The organism is Bacillus sp. HMA207, assembly GCF_003402455.1.
GTDB lineage: Bacteria > Bacillota > Bacilli > Bacillales > Bacillaceae_G > Bacillus_A > Bacillus_A cereus.
Genome location: NZ_BEZT01000005.1, coordinates 70,725 through 89,158, shown reverse-complemented (window position 1 = coordinate 89,158; position 18,434 = coordinate 70,725). Strand labels below are relative to the sequence as shown.

Genomic DNA, 18,434 nt, shown 5'->3' with positions numbered 1-18,434 from the left:
GGTTGATAGGTTCGAGGTGGAAGCATGGTGACATGTGGAGCTGACGAATACTAATAGATCGAGGACTTAACCATATAATATGTAGCAAATGTTATCTAGTTTTGAAGGAATATATATTAAAATTTCTTCTTGACATTTCGAAAGAAATGTTTATAATGATAAAAGTCTGGTAATGATGGCAGAGAGGTCACACCCGTTCCCATACCGAACACGGAAGTTAAGCTCTCTAGCGCCGATGGTAGTTGAGACCTTGTCCCTGTGAGAGTAGGACGTTGCCAGGCTAATATTATTCCGCAGTAGCTCAGTGGTAGAGCTATCGGCTGTTAACCGATCGGTCGTAGGTTCGAGTCCTACCTGCGGAGCCATTATGCTTCCATAGCTCAGCTGGTAGAGCACTTCCATGGTAAGGAAGAGGTCACCGGTTCAAGCCCGGTTGGAAGCTTGGGAATAGGTTTAAAACTTTTTTGGCCCGTTGGTCAAGTGGTTAAGACACCGCCCTTTCACGGCGGTAACACGGGTTCGAATCCCGTACGGGTCACCACTTTTGGAGGATTAGCTCAGCTGGGAGAGCACCTGCCTTACAAGCAGGGGGTCGGCGGTTCGATCCCGTCATCCTCCACCATATATATTTAAAATGTCGGAGGGGTAGCGAAGTGGCTAAACGCGGCGGACTGTAAATCCGCTCCTTCGGGTTCGGCAGTTCGAATCTGCCCCCCTCCACCATTTTCTTTAAAATAACCTGAGAGGGTTTATTTTTTTGAAAAGATAACCATACTAGTAAATATTAATGGGCTATAGCCAAGCGGTAAGGCAACGGACTTTGACTCCGTCATGCGCTGGTTCGAATCCAGCTAGCCCAGCCATTTACGAGCCATTAGCTCAGTTGGTAGAGCATCTGACTTTTAATCAGAGGGTCGAAGGTTCGAGTCCTTCATGGCTCATCATTTTTGCGGAAGTAGTTCAGTGGTAGAATACAACCTTGCCAAGGTTGGGGTCGCGGGTTCGAATCCCGTCTTCCGCTTAATTAATAAGGGGCCTTAGCTCAGCTGGGAGAGCGCCTGCCTTGCACGCAGGAGGTCAGCGGTTCGATCCCGCTAGGCTCCATCTAAATAAAAAAGCTTACATCATACGATGTAAGCTTTTTTTGTGTTTAAAAAGACAACTTTTATACTTGTCGTTTAAAATGAAGAAAACGTAAAAATAAGGGATGGGGGGATAATTGTGAAAGTTGTTATTGCATCTGATTCATATAAAGAAAGCCTAAAAGCTATAGAAGTATGTGGAGCTATTGAAAGAGGTTTTAGAGCAATTTTTCCTAATGCAGAGTATGTGAAAATACCAATTGGAGATGGAGGAGAAGGGACGGTTGAATCGCTTGTTGATGCTACAGGGGGGAGAATTATATCAATTAGTGTGACAGGACCGCTTAGAGAAGGTATACAAGCTTTTTATGGCATTTCTAAAGATAAAAAGACAGCGTTTATTGAAATGGCAGCAGCATCAGGATTACAGCACGTTCCAGTTGAAAAGCGCAACCCACTTATTACAACGACAAAAGGAACAGGAGAACTTATATTACATGCGCTAAATCAAGGAGTGGAGTACATAATTTTAGGACTTGGAGGAAGTGCTACAAATGATGGCGGGGCAGGTATGTTAGCGGCTTTAGGAGTAAGGTTTATAAATGGCAAGGGTGAAGTAATAGATCCATCTGGAGGCACATTACACTCGATTGTTACTATTGATTTTTCACGAATGGACCCACGCTTAAAGGGGGTAAAGATAGAAGCGGCATGTGATGTGGATAATCCATTAGTCGGAATGCAGGGAGCATCTTTCGTATTTGGGAGACAAAAGGGTGCAAATATAGAGATGATGAAAGAGCTAGATGAAAATTTACAACATTATGCGAATATGCTTAAACGATATGTATCTTTTGATGTATCTGAAATACCTGGTGCAGGGGCAGCGGGAGGAATGGGAGCGGCTGTTATTTCAGTGTTAAAGGGAGACTTGCGTAGGGGCATTGAAATTGTATTAGATTATACAAATTTCGATAAACATATAGAAGATGCAAATCTTATTATAACTGGTGAAGGTAGAATAGATAAACAAACTGCATATGGAAAGGCTCCTGTGGGTGTTGCGGGGCGTGCAAAACGTTTTTCTGTGCCTGTAATTGCTATTGGAGGGTCTGTATCATCTGATTATTCAGCTGTGTACGAGAAAGGAATAGATGCGGTATTTAGTATTACAACGAGACCGATGACACTAGAAGAAGCATATAAAGTAGCAGAAGAAAATATTGAAATGACAACGAAGAATATTGCAACAGTATGGAAAATAGCATCAGAAAAACACTTCTAAATATAGGAGTGTTTTATTATTATTATTTAATAATAGTGATTGCGATTGTTTCATTAAGTTAACTTTATACATAGAATAGTCTTAAAATTTGGTTTTCAACGTGAATATAAGTGAATAAATTGTATATCCATACAGAAAAATGTCGAGTTGAGTCAGACTATATAAAAGATTTAAAATATTTAGTGAAGGCATAAAAGGGGGATACTATCTATGAAAAAAGAAATCTCAGTTATTGGAGTTCCAATGGATTTAGGACAGATGCGTCGTGGAGTTGATATGGGACCGAGCGCGATCCGTTATGCAGGGGTAATTGAAAGAATTGAAGAAATTGGATATGACGTTAAAGATATGGGAGATATATGTATAGAGAGAGAAAAAGAGATAGATGAAAATACAAAATTAAGAAACCTTACACAAGTTGCAACTGTATGTAATGAATTAGCAAGTAAGGTGGATCATATTATAGAAGAAGGTCGTTTTCCACTTGTATTAGGTGGTGACCATAGTATTGCTATCGGTACATTAGCTGGTGTAGCAAAACATTATAAAAACTTAGGCGTTATTTGGTATGATGCACACGGTGATTTAAATACAGAGGAAACTTCACCATCTGGAAATATTCATGGTATGTCACTTGCAGCAAGTTTAGGTTATGGACATTCTTCACTTGTAGATTTATACGGAGCATATCCAAAGGTGAAAAAAGAGAATGTCGTAATTATCGGTGCGCGTGCATTGGATGAAGGAGAAAAAGATTTCATTCGCAATGAAGGTATTAAAGTGTTCTCAATGCATGAAATTGATCGTATGGGGATGACGGCTGTGATGGAAGAAACAATCGCATATTTATCTCATACCGATGGTGTACACTTATCATTAGATTTAGATGGTCTTGATCCTCATGATGCACCAGGTGTTGGAACACCTGTAATTGGCGGTCTATCTTATCGTGAAAGTCATTTGGCGATGGAAATGTTAGCAGAAGCTGATATTATCACATCTGCTGAATTTGTTGAGGTAAATACGATTTTAGATGAGAGAAATAGAACGGCAACAACAGCAGTTGCTTTAATGGGTTCTTTATTCGGTGAAAAACTAAAATAAATGTAAGAAAAGCAACTGAGAAGTTGCTTTTTTTATTTGAAAATAAGCGTATAATAATGATTTATATTATACTGTACAATAAAAATGTTTGACATCTTACCAATTTGAGCTAAAGGGGGTTGTTTGTAATTGTCGTTTGTTTCATGTATGGTATAATTAACTAGTTGTTGGAAATACATACAGATAGAGCATAAAACAATATTTCAATATATGGATAGAATTGCTCGTAAGTAGGAGGAAGGGATAGCATGCCTTTTGAAGATACGACCATTTTGAAATATCTTAGTACGGCATTAGATATTGCCATTGTATGGTTTATTATATATAAGCTAATTCTTATAATCCGAGGGACGAAAGCTGTTCAACTTTTAAAAGGGATTACAGTTATTATCGTCGTTAAGATGATCAGTATTTTCCTTGAATTGCGTACGCTATCTTGGCTAACTGAACAAGTATTAACGTGGGGATTTTTAGCCGTTATTATTATCTTTCAGCCAGAATTGCGAAGAGCACTTGAGCAGCTAGGGCGCGGGAGTTTATTTTCGCGTGTTGGAACGCATGAGGATGATGAACCTGAAATGGTTGCAACAGCGATAGCAAAAGCAACCGAATATATGGGGAAACGTAGAATTGGTGCATTAATTACTTTGTCAAAAGAGACCGGTATGGGTGATTATGTGGAAACGGGTATTCCGCTTAATGCAAACGTATCATCGGAATTACTTATTAATATTTTTATTCCAAATACACCTCTTCATGACGGAGCGGTAATTATGCAAGGAAGTACAATTAAAGCAGCAGCATGCTATCTTCCATTATCAGAAAGTCCGTTTATTTCTAAAGAATTAGGAACTAGACATCGTGCTGCAATGGGAGTTAGTGAAGTTACTGATAGTATTACAGTAGTTGTGTCTGAAGAAACTGGTCAAATTTCTTTAACGAAAAATGGTAAGTTGCATCGTGATTTGAAGACAGAACAGCTGAAAGATATGTTATTAGCTGAATTTAGTGGAAACGAAAAAACGACTTCTTCGTCTTTATGGAATTGGAGGAGAAAGCGTCATGGATAAGTTAATGGAGAATCATTGGTTTTTAAAAGGGATCTCATTACTATTGGCGTGTATGCTTTTTATGTCAGCGACGTTAACTGAAAAAAATACGACATCAGGTATATTACCTTTTGCAAATGATACGAAAGAAACATTAACTAATTATGCTATTAATCTTAAGTATGATGAGGAAAAATATATTGTAAGTGGTATTCCGGCAGAGGGCGTTAAAGTAAAATTAGAAGGCCCAAAAGCATCAGTTGCTACAGCAAAAGCAAAAAAACAATTTGACATACCGGTTGATTTGCGAGATAGTCCAAAAGGAACTTATGAGATTTCTTTAAAAACGAACGGGCTTCCAGATGATGTGAAAGGAACAGTTCAGCCATCAACAATTAAAGTTACTCTTCATGAAAAGGCGAGAAAATATGTTCATGTAGATCTGAAATTATCAAATGAGGATCAGATGCCAGCGGGGGCTACTCTAGAAAAATCAAGCCTTAAACCGGATACTGTTGAGGTAGTTGGGACGAAAGAAGAAATTGAAAGCATTTCATCTGCCAAAGCGTATGTTGATTTAAAAGGTGTTAATAAAACTGTTACAAAAACTCCCGAAGTTACATTATACAATAAAGAAGGAAAACGTTTAAATGTAAGAACAAGTCCATCTAAGATTAGTGTAACGTTGAATGTGGCAACGCAAACTACAGCCAATAATACTGAAAAAACTGTTCCTGTAACGTATACGAAGAAGGGGAGTTTAGCAGAAGGATTGGCGGTTACAAATATCAGTGTTGAACCGAGAGAAGTAACGATAGCTGGTCCAAAAGATATTTTGGATAATATACAATCTCTAGAGGGGGTCGAAGTAGATCTTAGTCAATTGACAGAGTCTACAACATTCGATGCCTCTGTTTTATTACCCAAGGGTGTAACAAGTGCAAAACCGAATCAAGTGAAGGTTTCGGTGGGAGTGCAAAAAATAAAACAAACGAAAACAAAAACGATTGATGGTATCCCAATCCAGAAAAATGGACTGTCTAAAGATGTTACTGCTCAGCTACTTTCGCCGCAAGATGGAAAGATAAGTGTTGATATTTCAGGAGAAGCAAGTATAGTAGATAAAATAACAGCTGCTCAAATAACAGCGGTAATTAATCTGCAAAATGTATCCTCAGGGACGAAAGATATTTCAATTCAAGTGAGCGGTCCTGGTAATATTTCAATAGAGCCAAAACAAAAAAGTGCTAAAGTTACTATTGTGAAGAAAGAAAAACCAGATAAAGAAGTACAGGGTAACGGTCAACAACCCGATTCAAATACGGATCAAGAAAATCAAAATGAGAAACCAAAAAATCCTGAACCTGATTCAGAAAAAGAACAGGAAAAGAATCAAAACCAAAACCAAAATCAAAATCAAGATAAAGATAAAGAAACGAGTCAAGAACCAACAGTAGATAATCAAAAAGAGCAAGAAAAAGGAGCGAATCATAATGGGTAAATATTTTGGTACAGATGGAGTACGCGGAGTTGCAAATAAGGAGTTAACACCTGAATTAGCTTTCAAAATTGGACGTTTTGGTGGTTATGTATTAACAAAAGATACAGATCGTCCAAAAGTAATTATCGGTCGTGATACACGTGTATCTGGTCATATGTTAGAAGGAGCTTTAGTAGCAGGCCTATTATCAACTGGAGCAGAAGTAATGCGCCTTGGCGTTATTTCTACACCGGGCGTTGCTTATTTAACAAAAGCACTAGATGCACAAGCGGGTGTTATGATTTCTGCATCTCATAATCCAGTACAAGATAACGGTATTAAATTCTTTGGTTCAGACGGCTTTAAATTAACAGATGAGCAAGAAGCTGAGATTGAAGCTTTATTAGACAAAGAAGTTGATGAACTACCACGTCCGACAGGTACTAATCTTGGACAAGTGAGCGATTACTTTGAAGGTGGACAAAAATATTTACAGTACATTAAACAAACTGTTGAAGAAGATTTCTCTGGCCTACATATCGCTTTAGATTGTGCACATGGTGCAACTTCTTCTCTAGCTCCATACTTATTTGCAGACCTAGAAGCTGATATTTCAACAATGGGAACTTCTCCAAACGGTATGAATATTAATGAGGGTGTAGGATCTACACATCCAGAAGGCTTAGCTGAATTGGTAAAAGAAAAAGGTGCGGATATCGGACTTGCTTTTGATGGCGATGGCGACCGTTTAATTGCTGTAGACGAAAAAGGAAACATCGTTGACGGTGATCAAATTATGTTCATTTGTGCGAAATATATGAAAGAAACTGGTCAATTAAAACATAATACAGTTGTTTCAACTGTTATGAGTAACTTAGGTTTCTACAAGGCACTTGAAGCAAATAATATTACAAGTGATAAAACAGCAGTTGGTGACCGCTACGTAATGGAAGAAATGAAGCGTGGAGGTTACAACCTAGGTGGAGAACAATCAGGCCACATTATCTTACTTGATTACATTACAACTGGTGATGGAATGTTAAGTGCACTTCAACTTGTAAACATCATGAAAATGACGAAAAAGCCATTATCTGAGCTTGCAGGAGAAATGACGAAATTCCCACAATTGTTAGTAAACGTTCGTGTAACAGATAAAAAATTAGCATTAGAAAATGAAAAAATTAAAGAAATTATTCGTGTTGTAGAGGAAGAAATGAACGGTGATGGTCGTATTCTTGTTCGTCCATCTGGAACAGAGCCACTTATTCGTGTAATGGCAGAAGCACCAACACAAGAAGTTTGTGATGCATATGTACATCGCATTGTAGAAGTTGTGAAAGCCGAAGTTGGCGCTGAATAATTAGCTGAATTTATATGAAAAAGGAGCACAAAAAGTGCTCCTTTTTCATATGTTTTATAGACGATGAAAAAAATTTCATTGACGGTTTATCCATGTTTGTTATAAGATGGTCTTGTTCTTTTTCTCAAAGGAAATATTGTAAATTATAAAAGCGCCAGAACTACAAATAGTGTAGTTGACGAGGTGGGGTTTATCGAGATTTCGGCGGATGACTCCCGGTTGTTCATCACAACCGCAAACTTTTACTTAAATCATTAAGGTGACTTAGTGGACAAAGGTGAAAGTGTGATGAGAGAAGAGGAACGGATGAAAACTAGCTGTATAAGTATATACGGACTTAAACCCAATCGAGAGGAAGGTGAAAGCCGTTACAAGCTTACAGGGCTAGCAATATGTAATCCGTTTTTTAGTATAAATAAAAATGGTATCGGACTATGTCGTTACATGTTCGCAGAGCAGTGTAAGCATTTGTAACGGCGACTAAACATGTGTGGAATCGTAGGATTTATTGGAGAGCAAGATGCAAAGGAAATTTTATTAAAAGGTTTAGAAAAGCTAGAATATCGTGGATATGATTCAGCAGGTATTGCAGTACAAGCAGAGAACGGTGTTGTTGTATACAAAGAAAAAGGCCGTATCGCAAAACTTCGTGAAATCGTAGATGAGAACGTAGCAGCAAGCGTGGGTATCGGACACACACGCTGGGCTACACACGGTGTTCCAAGTAAGGTAAACGCGCATCCGCATCAAAGTACATCAAAACGCTTTACATTAGTTCATAACGGTGTAATTGAAAACTATGAATTAGTGAAAAAGGAATATTTACAAGATGTAACGTTCGTAAGTGAAACAGATACAGAGGTTATCGTACAGCTTATGGAACAACAAGTGAGCACAGGATTAAGTGTAGAAGAAGCGTTCCGTAATACGCTATCTCTTTTACATGGCTCTTATGCAATCGGATTACTTGATGCTGAAAATCCAAACATGATTTATGTTGCTAAAAACAAAAGCCCGCTATTAGTAGGTGTTGGTGACAACTTTAATGTTGTGGCAAGCGACGCTATGGCGATGTTACAAGTTACAGATCAATTTATTGAGCTAATGGATAAAGAAATCGTAATCGTAACGAAAGAAAGTATTACAATTAAAAACTTACAAGGTGAAACGATTGAACGTGCACCGTTTACAGCGGAATTAGACGCAAGTGATATTGAAAAGGGAACATATCCTCATTTCATGCTTAAAGAAATCGATGAGCAACCACTTGTAATCCGTAATATAATTCAAAAGTATCAAGATGAAAATGGCGAAATTGAATTAAATCAAGACATCCGCAATGCGATTTTAGATAGCGATCGTATTTACATCATTGCATGTGGAACGAGTTATCATGCAGGTCTTGTTGGAAAACAATTTATCGAGAAGTTTGCAAAAATGCCAGTTGAAGTACACGTGGCAAGTGAATTCTCTTACAACATGCCATTATTAACAGAAAGACCATTCTTCATTTACATTTCACAAAGTGGTGAAACAGCTGATAGCCGTGCAGTACTTGTGCAAACAAATGAAATGGGCCATAAAGCATTAACAATTACAAACGTGCCTGGTTCTACGCTTTCTCGTGAAGCTGATTATACACTTCCGTTATACGCTGGACCAGAAATTGCAGTTGCATCAACGAAAGCTTACACAGCACAGCTTGCAGTACTTTCAATTTTAGCGGCTGATATTGCTAAAGCAAAAGGTGAAGTTCTTGATTTCGATTTAACACACGAACTAGGACTTGTAGCAAATGCAATGATAGAACTTTGTGATCAAAAAGAAGAAATGGACGCATTAGCAAAACAATTTTTAGCGACAACGCGTAACTGTTTCTTCATCGGACGTAGCGTAGACTTCTACGTAGGATTAGAAGGTGCGTTAAAACTAAAAGAAATCTCTTACATCCAAGCAGAAGGATTCGCTGGAGGAGAGTTAAAACACGGTACAATCGCTTTAATCGAAAATGGTACACCAGTTATCGCACTTGCTACACAAGAGCACGTAAACCTTGGAATTCGTGGTAACGTGAAAGAAGTAGTAGCACGCGGGGCTAACCCATGTATCATTTCAATGAAAGGCTTAGAAATGGAAGGTGACAGCTTCGTATTACCAGCTGTACACGAAGCGCTAGCACCGCTAGTAGCAGTTATTCCATTACAACTTATCTCATACTACGCAGCACTTCACCGCGAGTGTGACGTTGATAAGCCACGTAACTTAGCTAAGTCTGTTACTGTTGAGTAGGAGATTGGTAGGTTAATAAGTATAGTTATACGTTTGAAATAAATTAAAACTAAGAAAAAACTCTGTAAAAATCATTTTACAGAGTTTTTTTAGTTATTTATTGTTTTACATAACAAATTGTTACTTGTTCGTCTATGTGGAAAATCTGTAACGCTTTACCATCTAAATTTTTAACCTCATATGATGAATAAATAGGTCTTTCTAATTTCACTTCTTGACCATTTTGAGTTCCTTTTTCCACCATTAGCGTTAACTGATGGGAAGAAACGTCTGCTTGGTATGTTCCTGTTAAGTAATTATCTTTATTTGGATAAGAACCATTTGCATATGTTTCAAATGTCTTATCTGCTTTTAGGACTAACGTAGTTTTGACTCCGTCTCCGTAATCAATACCCCAATTACCTACAAGCTCTGTACCGTCTTTATAGTTGTTCTGTACATTCTTAAACTTAGCGGAATCCTCGTCTGGTGTATCAATTTTTCCTTTGAATATACCAGTTTTATCTTGGGTACTGTATGTTTTAACTGTATTACCACTAGATAAACTCGGTGAGTTAGAAGAACTAGTACCACTTGTTGTAGAAGTAGTTGTTGAACCACCCTTAGCTTCCGCTTTTAACTTATTAAATACAGGTTTCCAAATGCGTTTTGCTTCATCTAATTTATTGTTTGCTTTATCTATGATTGCATCATCCGTATCTTTAAGTGTTTTAGAGTAATCAAATAACTTCGATACTTCTTTGAAAGATTCTTTTAACTTTTGAACAGCTTTTACAATTTCCTTATGATCTTCCTTGTATTTTCCTGGTGCATCTATACGCTCTATTTTATTAAATACTTTATCTAAGTCTTTAATACTATCTCGTACCTCTTCATTTGACTTACTTCCCTTTTTATTATCCCTCACAGAAGCATCATAGTAATCTAGACGTCTTAATAAGTCTTCTTCAATGTCTACCATAAGTTGTGGGTAATCCTCAGGTAAAACCATAATCATCTTAACATCTTTACTTTCTTCTTTTGAGTTAGTTGATTTTTCCTTTGTTTCAGATGATTTACCTTCTGACTTAGTTGAATTTGTTCCTTCTGTCTTAGTTTCTTTACTTTCTTGTTTACCAGATTCAGCATTTGTTTTTTCTTTTTCTCCAAATAAATTTGTTACACTACAAGCTGACATAGAAACTACTAATCCGGATGCTAGTAAAATTTTACCTGTACTCTTTTTGAAATTCTTCATATGATTTTTCAATTCTCCCTTTGAAAACATAAAATAGATGTGCTTTAGCCCCTTTAAAACTAAAAAACATACCCCTTCTATATTTATTTTATAATACCTTTCTACGTATAATATTTTACAATTAATTACAGATACGGTCAAAGTTTATCTTAGTTTAACGATGTTCACAAAAAAGATGCGAAGCTTTATTCCTTCAAGTAAAGATTCTAAGTGAGTTTGGATTAAAATTTTTTTATAAAAATCTCATACTTAGTTAAAAAGAGTGATTCTATTTTGATCAATCGTTTTTTCAAAATGAATTTTTTTGTTGTTAAATAAAGATTTGTGACTTCATTTCTATCAAATTTTATTCCAAACCAACATATAGTTATAGCTTTAAAATAAATTTACAAATTTGTATCTAAAAGGGGTGTTTTTGTGTCGAAAAAGAACATCTAGAATTGGTAAGTGGATAGAACTCCATAAATTAAAGTTTTACTTTATCGACTTCACTTTTATTTATCTGAATTTTCCGTTACCATTTTAAGTATTCGTGAACAATTTCCTTTATTACGACAAAAAGAGACGAGAGATTTATGGACATTTCGAGGGGGTATATTGATGAAAGTGAATGAAAAAACATATTTAAGTATAGAAGAGGTTATTTCATTACCAACCGTATCAAGTACAAACATAAGTGATGATGGTAAAAACGTAGCATTTGTTAAGAAGACGGCTGATTGGAAAGACAATATATATAGGAATCATGTATGGATATATGAAAAAGATAAGAAGCAGAGTTACCCATTATCAAATAGTGATATAGATAGTACACACCCATTATGGTCTCCAGATGCTAGGTGCATCGCATATCTTAGTCCAGTTGGTGATGGGGAAAATCAGATATTTGTTAAGTCACTAGATGGTTATAGAGATGTTCAAATTACTGATGAGAAAGAAGGAGTCAGTACATTCAAATGGGGTCCTACTGGAAAGGGTCTTTATTATGTTACGCAGTCAAAAGAATGTGAGGAGATAAAGAAACGTAAGGACCTATATGGAGATTTTCAACATATAGGTAAGGAACACCAGAATAATGGTTTATATTACATTGAAATAGAGAAGGTGATACAAAGTGATACAGATGAACACGAGAACAGAGTTGTTTATCAATTAACGGATGGTAAGGATTTTCATATCCATGAATTTGATATTTCAAATGATGGTAAAAAGGTTGTATTTATGGCGACACCAAGCTCAAATATGGCAGATTATATAAATGGAGATCTATACATACTCCATATTAAAGCTGGAGAGCTACAAAAGCTGAATGTGGATAAGTTGTTGGGAGGGAGTGTTTGCTTTTCTCCTGACGGCAGTAAAATATGTTACACAGCAAGCATAAGAGAGAAGGATTACTATAGAAACCATATACAAGATAGTACGTTAGAGATATATGATATAAATACCGGAAAGGTAATTCAACCTGTAACAAATTTTGATAGTACGGTTATGCCATTACAGTGGACAGCTAAAGGGGTTTTAATTAGGTGGCAGAATAAAACGAATTATCTTATTGGTTTGCTAGCCGAAGATGGCACTGTGGAAATATTAAGCGAAAAAGTAGATGGCTTTATAATGGATGCTTCTATAACAAAGGATGGCAAACATATATCCTACAATAAGGCTATAACAAATGAAACCTTTGAAATCTATTTAGACGATAAAAAAATAACGGATGAAAATAGCTTTTTCAAAGGGAAACTTAGAAGTAACAGGGAAATCATCTCATGGAAAAGTAGCGATGGTCTTGAAATAGAAGGTGTTTTATCAACGCCAGTAGAGTTTGACACTAATAAAAAATATCCTTTATTAGTAGTAATTCACGGCGGTCCGGCTTGGGCATCTTTTCCGATATTTTCAGACTGCTTCAATGAGAAATATCCGATTGAACAGTTTGTTGAAAAAGGCTTTATCGTTTTAGAACCAAATTACAGAGGAAGTTCAGGTTATGGTAATGAATTTTTAAAAGCTAACTATAGAAAACAGGGGATTGCTGACTACGATGATGTTATATCTGGAGTGGATGAACTAGTAGAAAAAGGGATGGTAGACAAGGATAGAGTAGGAGTTATGGGATGGAGCAACGGTGGATATGTATCAGCTTTCTGTTCTACGTTTAGTAGTCGGTTTAAAGCTATTTCAGTTGGCGGTGGAATCACTAACTGGAGTACCCATTATGTAAATACAGATATACCTTACTTTATTAGAATGTATTTAGGAAATACTCCATGGAATGATCCAGAGATATATACGAAGACATCACCTATGACGTATATTAAATCAGCTTGTACGCCTACCTTAATTCAACATGGGGAAAAGGATGCAAGAATTCCAATTACAAATGCATATGATCTATATCAAGGATTAATGGATATGGAAGTTGATACAGAATTAATTATATTTAAAGGAATGGCATATAGTTCTGACCAACCAGGAGTTCATGTGGCTATTATGAAGCAGAACTTGATGTGGTTTTCACACTATATTCTTGAGGAGAGTATGGAGGGCTTTAGGACTTTGTAATGGATGTTTGTACAAGACATAAGGTTGAAACGGTCTTCATATTGAGATGATTTATTATAAAATATATACTTAAACTACTATCAGTACATACATCAGGGAGGACTAATATGACAGGAAATAAAAATGACTTACTAGTAGAAAAACGTGAAGAGTTATTGAAAGTATTGCAAGCTCGTTTTGAGAAAAACATGAACCGCCATGAAGGTCTTGAATGGGCTAAAGTTGAAGCGAAGCTGACTACTAATAATGAAAAAATGTGGTCACTTAACGAAATGGAAGTAACTGGTGGTGAGCCGGATGTTGTTGGTTATGATGAAGAAAAGGACGAATATACTTTCTATGATTGTTCAAAGGAGAGTCCTAAAGGCCGCAGAAGTCTTTGTTATGATCTTGAAGCGTTAGAATCAAGAAAAAAACATAAACCAGAAAATAACGTTATTGATGTTGCCAATGCTATGGGCATTGAGTTATTAACGGAAGAACAATATCGAGAGTTACAACAACTTGGAGATTTTGATATGAAATCATCGAGTTGGGTACAAACACCTTCAGATATTAGAGAGCTTGGTGGTGCTCTATTTTGCGATTATCGCTTTGGACATGTTTTCGTGTACCACAATGGAGCAGACTCTTACTATGCTGCCAGAGGTTTTCGTGGTTCGTTAAAAGTTTAAATTAGGATAAATAAGAAAAAGAGCCTATAGTCAGGCTCTTTTTCTTATTTATATTTTAAAAGTAAACTGTTACTACGCAGTTTTACTTAATTTATATGTTCTGTGGTTGTTTTTACGGAAAAGTTTAGGGAAAACATAGCCATCTAATCCAATACGTCCAGCGTTCTGCCCTGCAACTAAAATGAACATAGTCAAAATAAGCAGGTTTGGGTTTACACTAACGGTTCCACTTAATAAAAATGAAAGATTCATTATGATTCCGAAAAATGCAGCTGTTTTTGTTAATCCGCCTAAAATCAAACCTAGACCTATTAAAATTTCTCCCCATTGAACTAAAAAGCTAAATAGGTCTGCGTTTGGAAGGACAAAATGTTGAAGAAAATCTGCCCACCAACTTTGTACTGCAGGATGGTCACCTGATGCTTGAGCAATAGCACCCTTTAGAAAACCGCTTGCGTCAAAAGATTGTCCGAAGACTTTGCCTATCCCAGCAGCGAGCCATGTATATCCTATGTAAAGCCGTAAAAGTAATAATATGAAAGTAGCACGTTTATCAGTTCTTAAAAAATTGATAACCATTGAAATCCCTCCAATATTGTATTTACATGTTTATTATATATCCATTGTGAATAAATTCACAATAGAGGAAATGTGAACGAATATATGTTTTGAGTAATTGTTTTATTTTTTGTAACATTTCATCTTTTTTGATAGACTAATAATAGAGATATATCAAAAGGAGGCAAAGACTAGATATGTGGATGAACTTGTAATGATTAGAAACTAGATAGATGAATTTTGCTCTCATAAGCGAGGGTTTATTTAGTTATCTGTAAATCATTCAAGGAATGCATATTTGGATTGTACATCCCTTTTATAAGGATAGGTGCCTATTTTATGTATCTGTCTTTTTTGTGGGAAAGTTTATATCTCTTATATAAAATATGCGTCCTTTAAACTTGGAGGAGTATATGATGAACCAATTGAAAAATAAAGTAGCAGTTATTACAGGGGTAAGTCGTCTAGATGGTATAGGCGCAGCGGTTTGTAAAGAATTAGCTGAATCAGGATACGATATATTTTTTACGTATTGGACAGCTTACGATAAAGAGATGCCTTGGGGCGTTGATAAAAATGAACAAATACAATTAAAAGAAGAGTTACTAAAAAACGGTGTTAAAGTCTCAAGTATGGAGTTAGATTTAACTCAGAATGATGCACCGAAAGATCTTATAAATAAAGTTACTGAACAATTAGGGTACCCTCATATATTAATTAATAATGCAGCATATTCTACGAATAATGATTTCTCTACGTTGACTGCTGAAGAATTAGATAAGCATTATATGGTAAATGTTCGTGCGACTACATTGCTCAGTAGTCAATTTTCCCGGGGATTTGATAAGAAATATGGTGGTAGAATTGTTAATATTACTTCGGGGCAATTTCAAGGTCCTATGGCAGGAGAACTAGCTTATGCGACAACGAAGGGAGCTATTGATGCTCTTACTAGTACGTTGTCAGCAGAGGTAGCTCATTTAGGAATAACAGTGAATGCAATTAATCCAGGACCAACCGATACAGGATGGATGACTGAAGAGATAAAACAAGGGTTAAAGCCGCTGTTTCCTTTTGGCAGAATTGGTGAGCCAAGGGATGCAGCTAGACTCATTAAATTTTTAGTAAGTGAAGAGGCCGAGTGGATTACTGGGCAAGTTATTCATTCAGAAGGTGGATTTAAAAGATAAAAAAGAAGGTATCTCACCTTGGTGAGATGCCTTCTTTTTTTAATCTTTCTTCAATCTTCGTGCAACACCATTCCCTAAAGACTGTAATCCTTGAACGAGGATAATTAAAATAAAGACGGTTGCATACATTACTTCAGGCTCGTAGCGTAAATGTCCGAACCGGTATGCTAAATCCCCTAGCCCGCCAGCACCTACAAGGCCAGCCATTGCTGTTGCGCCGATTAAGCCAATCGTTGCAATTGTTAATCCGAGTACAAGGGAGGGACGAGCTTCTTTCACCATAACGTGCCAAATAATTTTTATAGTAGAAACGCCCATCGCTTGATAGGCTTCAATGACACCACGATCGACTTCTAGTAAAGCTGTCTCCATTAAACGTGCGATATAAGGGGCTGTGAAGACGACAAGCGGTACGATAACACCTTGCACGCCAATGGACGTTCCCATTAGAAACTTTGTAAAAGGTAAAATAAAGAATAATAGAATGATAAATGGAAGAGAGCGAATGATATTAATAATTGTATTAAGAATAGGATAGATGATTTTATTTTCACGCTGCCCACCAGGTCTCGTTAAAACAAGTGTAACACCAAGTGGCAGTGCAATAAGGATCGAGATGAGTAATGAAATAGATGTCATTTGAAAGGTTTGGATCGTAGCTTCCCATATGACTTTACCCCATTCATCCAAAAAGGACTTGTTTCCCATAGTCTGTTCTACCTCCTTCTACGATGATTCCTTGCTCTTGTAAAAATGATAAAGCACGGTGGATTTCATTTTGTTCCCCTTGCATATGAACGACTAGTTTCCCATATGCTTCATGTTTTAACTGCGTAATATTACCGGATAAAATATTCGGATACACTTGGAAACGTTTTGTGGCAACGGCTAAGGCAGGTTCCCCTGAAGTAGTGCCAATAAATGAAAGTGTTACAATTTCTCCAGTACTTTGTAGTTCTTTCTGTACCTCTTCTGGAATTTTCGCTGCAAATGCGCTATTTACAAATTTCTTCGTTGTTACATGTTGTGGGTTTGTGAAAATATCTTTTACAGTCCCACTTTCGACTACAGATCCATGTTCCATAACAGCAACGCGGTCACATATACGCTGGATGACATTCATTTCATGTGTAATGAGTAAAATCGTAATTCCGATTTCTTCGTTAATCTTTAATAGCAAATCAAGGATAGAATCGGTTGTTTCGGGATCTAATGCGCTCGTTGCTTCATCACTTAATAACACTTCAGGTTCATGTGATAGCGCACGAGCAATTGCAACACGCTGTTTTTGACCACCAGAAAGTTCGCTTGGATACGCATCTTTTCGATTAAAAAGATCGACAATGCGTAAATACTTTTCTACTCTTTTTTCAATTTCTGCTTTTGTAATGCCAGCAAGCCGTAACGGTAATGCGATATTTTCATAAACGGTAACAGTTTTAAGTAAATTGAATCCTTGAAAGATCATTCCGATTCTTTGTCTCGCTTTTGCTAGTTCTTTTGTCGATAACGTTGTTAAGTCTTGTTCGTTTACAATGATATTTCCTGTCGTTGGTTTTTCTAATAAATTTACACATCGAATCAATGTACTTTTACCAGCGCCACTATACCCAATGATTCCAAATACCTCGCCTTTTTCTACTTTAAGGGAAGTAGACTTAAGAGCCTCAACATTCCCTTTTTTTGTTGTAAATACTTTGGATATGTTTTTTAATTCAATCATTATCGTCAGCTCCTACCAAGATGGTAAAACTGAACCATCAAATTTTTTCTCGATAAACTCTTTTACTTCTTTAGATTGATAAGCTTTCTTTAATTTATTTACAACGGCATCATCTTTATTTTCAGTACGAACAACAACCCAGTTCACATAGGGTGAATCTTTTCCTTCGCGGAAAATAGAATCTTTCGCTGGACTTAATTTTGCACCTAATGCAAAGTTTGTGTTAATTGCAGCTGCTTTCACTTCACTTAGTTGCGTTGGTAATTGAGATGCCTCTAATTCGACAATCTTTAATTTTTTTGGATTTTCAATTACATCTTTTGCAGTCGCTTTTTCTGTAGCCTTTGGATCAACTTTTAAAACCCCTGCTTTTTCAAATAATTTTAAAGCTCGAAGTTCATTCGTTGGGTCATTTGGTACAGCAATTGCATCGCCCTCTTTCAAGTCTTTTACATCTTTTATATCTTTAGAATATACGCCCATAGGGAATGTTACTGTTGAAAATACTTCAGCTAATTTCATATTGCGTTCAGCTTTAAATACATCTAAATACGATTTCGTTTGGTAGCTATTTACATCAAGGCTTTTTTCATCTAATGATACGTTTGGCGCTACATAATCATTAAATACTTTTATATCAATTTCGAGACCATCTTTTGCTGCAACTTCTTTTACCTTTTCAAAAATTTGTTCATGTGGTCCACCTGTTACACCGACAGTAATCTTTTTCTCGTCTAATGCTTTTACCTCTTTATTTGAACTCACGCTACATGCGCCTAATAATAATACTGCTCCGCTTACAATGCTTAATAATACCTTTTTCATCTATAAATCCCCC

Annotated in this window: 15 protein-coding genes, 9 tRNA genes and 1 rRNA gene; 20 read left to right on the top strand and 5 right to left on the bottom strand. The window is 36.5% G+C overall.

What is annotated here, in order from left to right; genetic code table 11:
* Positions 1-165 precede the first annotated feature (165 nt).
* The 17 genes from rrf to glmS all read left to right on the top strand — a co-directional run bounded on the left by rrf (position 166) and on the right by glmS (position 9,649).
* Positions 166-281, top strand: a 5S ribosomal RNA gene (gene rrf, locus HMAS_RS26090).
* A gap of 9 nt (positions 282-290) precedes the next feature.
* A tRNA-Asn gene (locus tag HMAS_RS26085) sits at positions 291-365 on the top strand.
* 4 nt (positions 366-369) lie between these two features.
* A tRNA-Thr gene (locus tag HMAS_RS26080) sits at positions 370-442 on the top strand.
* Positions 443-466: 24 nt separating this feature from the next.
* Positions 467-541, top strand: a tRNA-Glu gene (locus HMAS_RS26075).
* Positions 542-546: 5 nt separating this feature from the next.
* Positions 547-622, top strand: a tRNA-Val gene (locus HMAS_RS26070).
* Positions 623-639: 17 nt separating this feature from the next.
* Positions 640-723, top strand: a tRNA-Tyr gene (locus tag HMAS_RS26065).
* A gap of 65 nt (positions 724-788) precedes the next feature.
* Positions 789-863: transfer RNA gene (locus tag HMAS_RS26060), tRNA-Gln, on the top strand.
* Between the two features lie 5 nt (positions 864-868).
* Positions 869-941, top strand: a tRNA-Lys gene (locus tag HMAS_RS26055).
* Positions 942-949: 8 nt separating this feature from the next.
* Positions 950-1,021 (top strand) — tRNA-Gly (locus HMAS_RS26050).
* 10 nt (positions 1,022-1,031) lie between these two features.
* Positions 1,032-1,104, top strand: a tRNA-Ala gene (locus HMAS_RS26045).
* Between the two features lie 117 nt (positions 1,105-1,221).
* Positions 1,222-2,367 (top strand): glycerate kinase, encoded by a 1,146-nt coding sequence (locus HMAS_RS26040; protein ID WP_000869592.1) that lies wholly within the window; start codon positions 1,222-1,224, stop codon positions 2,365-2,367.
* 210 nt (positions 2,368-2,577) lie between these two features.
* Complete coding sequence (gene rocF / locus HMAS_RS26035) at positions 2,578-3,471, top strand: arginase (protein WP_000711563.1); 894 nt, start codon at positions 2,578-2,580, stop codon at positions 3,469-3,471.
* A 248-nt stretch (positions 3,472-3,719) separates the two neighbouring features.
* The gene (gene cdaA / locus HMAS_RS26030) at positions 3,720-4,541 is read left to right on the top strand and encodes a diadenylate cyclase CdaA (RefSeq protein WP_001115697.1); all 822 of its coding nucleotides are present in this window, start codon (positions 3,720-3,722) and stop codon (positions 4,539-4,541) included.
* Positions 4,534-6,021 (top strand): CdaR family protein, encoded by a 1,488-nt coding sequence (locus HMAS_RS26025; RefSeq protein WP_116345092.1) that lies wholly within the window; start codon positions 4,534-4,536, stop codon positions 6,019-6,021. The genes cdaA and HMAS_RS26025 overlap by 8 nt, the downstream gene beginning before the upstream one ends.
* Complete coding sequence (gene glmM / locus HMAS_RS26020; protein ID WP_000521476.1) at positions 6,014-7,360, top strand: phosphoglucosamine mutase; 1,347 nt, start codon at positions 6,014-6,016, stop codon at positions 7,358-7,360. The genes HMAS_RS26025 and glmM overlap by 8 nt, the downstream gene beginning before the upstream one ends.
* Positions 7,361-7,648: 288 nt before the next feature.
* Positions 7,649-7,834, top strand: a complete 186-nt coding sequence (locus HMAS_RS26015; protein WP_001206405.1) for a hypothetical protein — start codon at positions 7,649-7,651, stop codon at positions 7,832-7,834.
* A gap of 12 nt (positions 7,835-7,846) precedes the next feature.
* Positions 7,847-9,649, top strand: a complete 1,803-nt coding sequence (gene glmS / locus HMAS_RS26010) for a glutamine--fructose-6-phosphate transaminase (isomerizing) (RefSeq protein ID WP_000334163.1) — start codon at positions 7,847-7,849, stop codon at positions 9,647-9,649.
* 97 nt (positions 9,650-9,746) lie between these two features.
* On the opposite strand, the gene HMAS_RS26005 is transcribed toward glmS, so the two are convergent.
* A complete protein-coding gene (locus HMAS_RS26005; RefSeq protein ID WP_414635045.1) occupies positions 9,747-10,898 on the bottom strand; it encodes a DUF3994 domain-containing protein in 1,152 nt (383 codons plus the stop codon).
* 588 nt (positions 10,899-11,486) lie between these two features.
* Between HMAS_RS26005 and HMAS_RS26000 the strand changes: the two genes are divergently transcribed.
* Together HMAS_RS26000 and HMAS_RS25995 are read left to right on the top strand one after the other, a co-directional pair.
* Positions 11,487-13,451: a prolyl oligopeptidase family serine peptidase gene (locus tag HMAS_RS26000; protein ID WP_116345091.1), complete on the top strand. Its 1,965-nt coding sequence runs from the start codon at positions 11,487-11,489 to the stop codon at positions 13,449-13,451.
* A gap of 107 nt (positions 13,452-13,558) precedes the next feature.
* Positions 13,559-14,125, top strand: coding sequence for a DUF4256 domain-containing protein (locus HMAS_RS25995; protein ID WP_000147394.1), 567 nt, complete (start codon positions 13,559-13,561; stop codon positions 14,123-14,125).
* A 72-nt stretch (positions 14,126-14,197) separates the two neighbouring features.
* Here the strand turns inward: HMAS_RS25995 and HMAS_RS25990 are convergent, their stop codons facing one another.
* A complete protein-coding gene (locus HMAS_RS25990) occupies positions 14,198-14,704 on the bottom strand; it encodes a DoxX family membrane protein (protein WP_098906538.1) in 507 nt (168 codons plus the stop codon).
* Positions 14,705-15,096: 392 nt separating this feature from the next.
* Between HMAS_RS25990 and HMAS_RS25985 the strand changes: the two genes are divergently transcribed.
* A complete protein-coding gene (locus tag HMAS_RS25985) occupies positions 15,097-15,873 on the top strand; it encodes an SDR family oxidoreductase (protein ID WP_033686082.1) in 777 nt (258 codons plus the stop codon).
* Positions 15,874-15,912: 39 nt separating this feature from the next.
* Here HMAS_RS25985 and HMAS_RS25980 read toward each other — a convergent pair whose 3' ends face one another.
* From HMAS_RS25980 to HMAS_RS25970, 3 genes are read right to left on the bottom strand one after another with little or no spacing between them, the layout of a single operon-like run.
* Positions 15,913-16,581, bottom strand: coding sequence for a methionine ABC transporter permease (locus HMAS_RS25980; protein WP_000527151.1), 669 nt, complete (start codon positions 16,579-16,581; stop codon positions 15,913-15,915).
* Positions 16,556-17,596 carry a methionine ABC transporter ATP-binding protein gene (locus tag HMAS_RS25975; protein ID WP_046392312.1) on the bottom strand — a complete coding sequence of 347 codons (1,041 nt, stop codon included), beginning with the start codon at positions 17,594-17,596 and terminating at the stop codon, positions 16,556-16,558. Before HMAS_RS25975 ends, HMAS_RS25980 begins: the two co-directional genes overlap by 26 nt.
* Before the next feature lie 12 nt (positions 17,597-17,608).
* On the bottom strand, positions 17,609-18,421 hold the full coding sequence (locus tag HMAS_RS25970) for a MetQ/NlpA family ABC transporter substrate-binding protein (protein WP_000756997.1): 813 nt from the start codon (positions 18,419-18,421) through the stop codon (positions 17,609-17,611).
* Between the last annotated feature and the right edge of the window lie 13 nt (positions 18,422-18,434).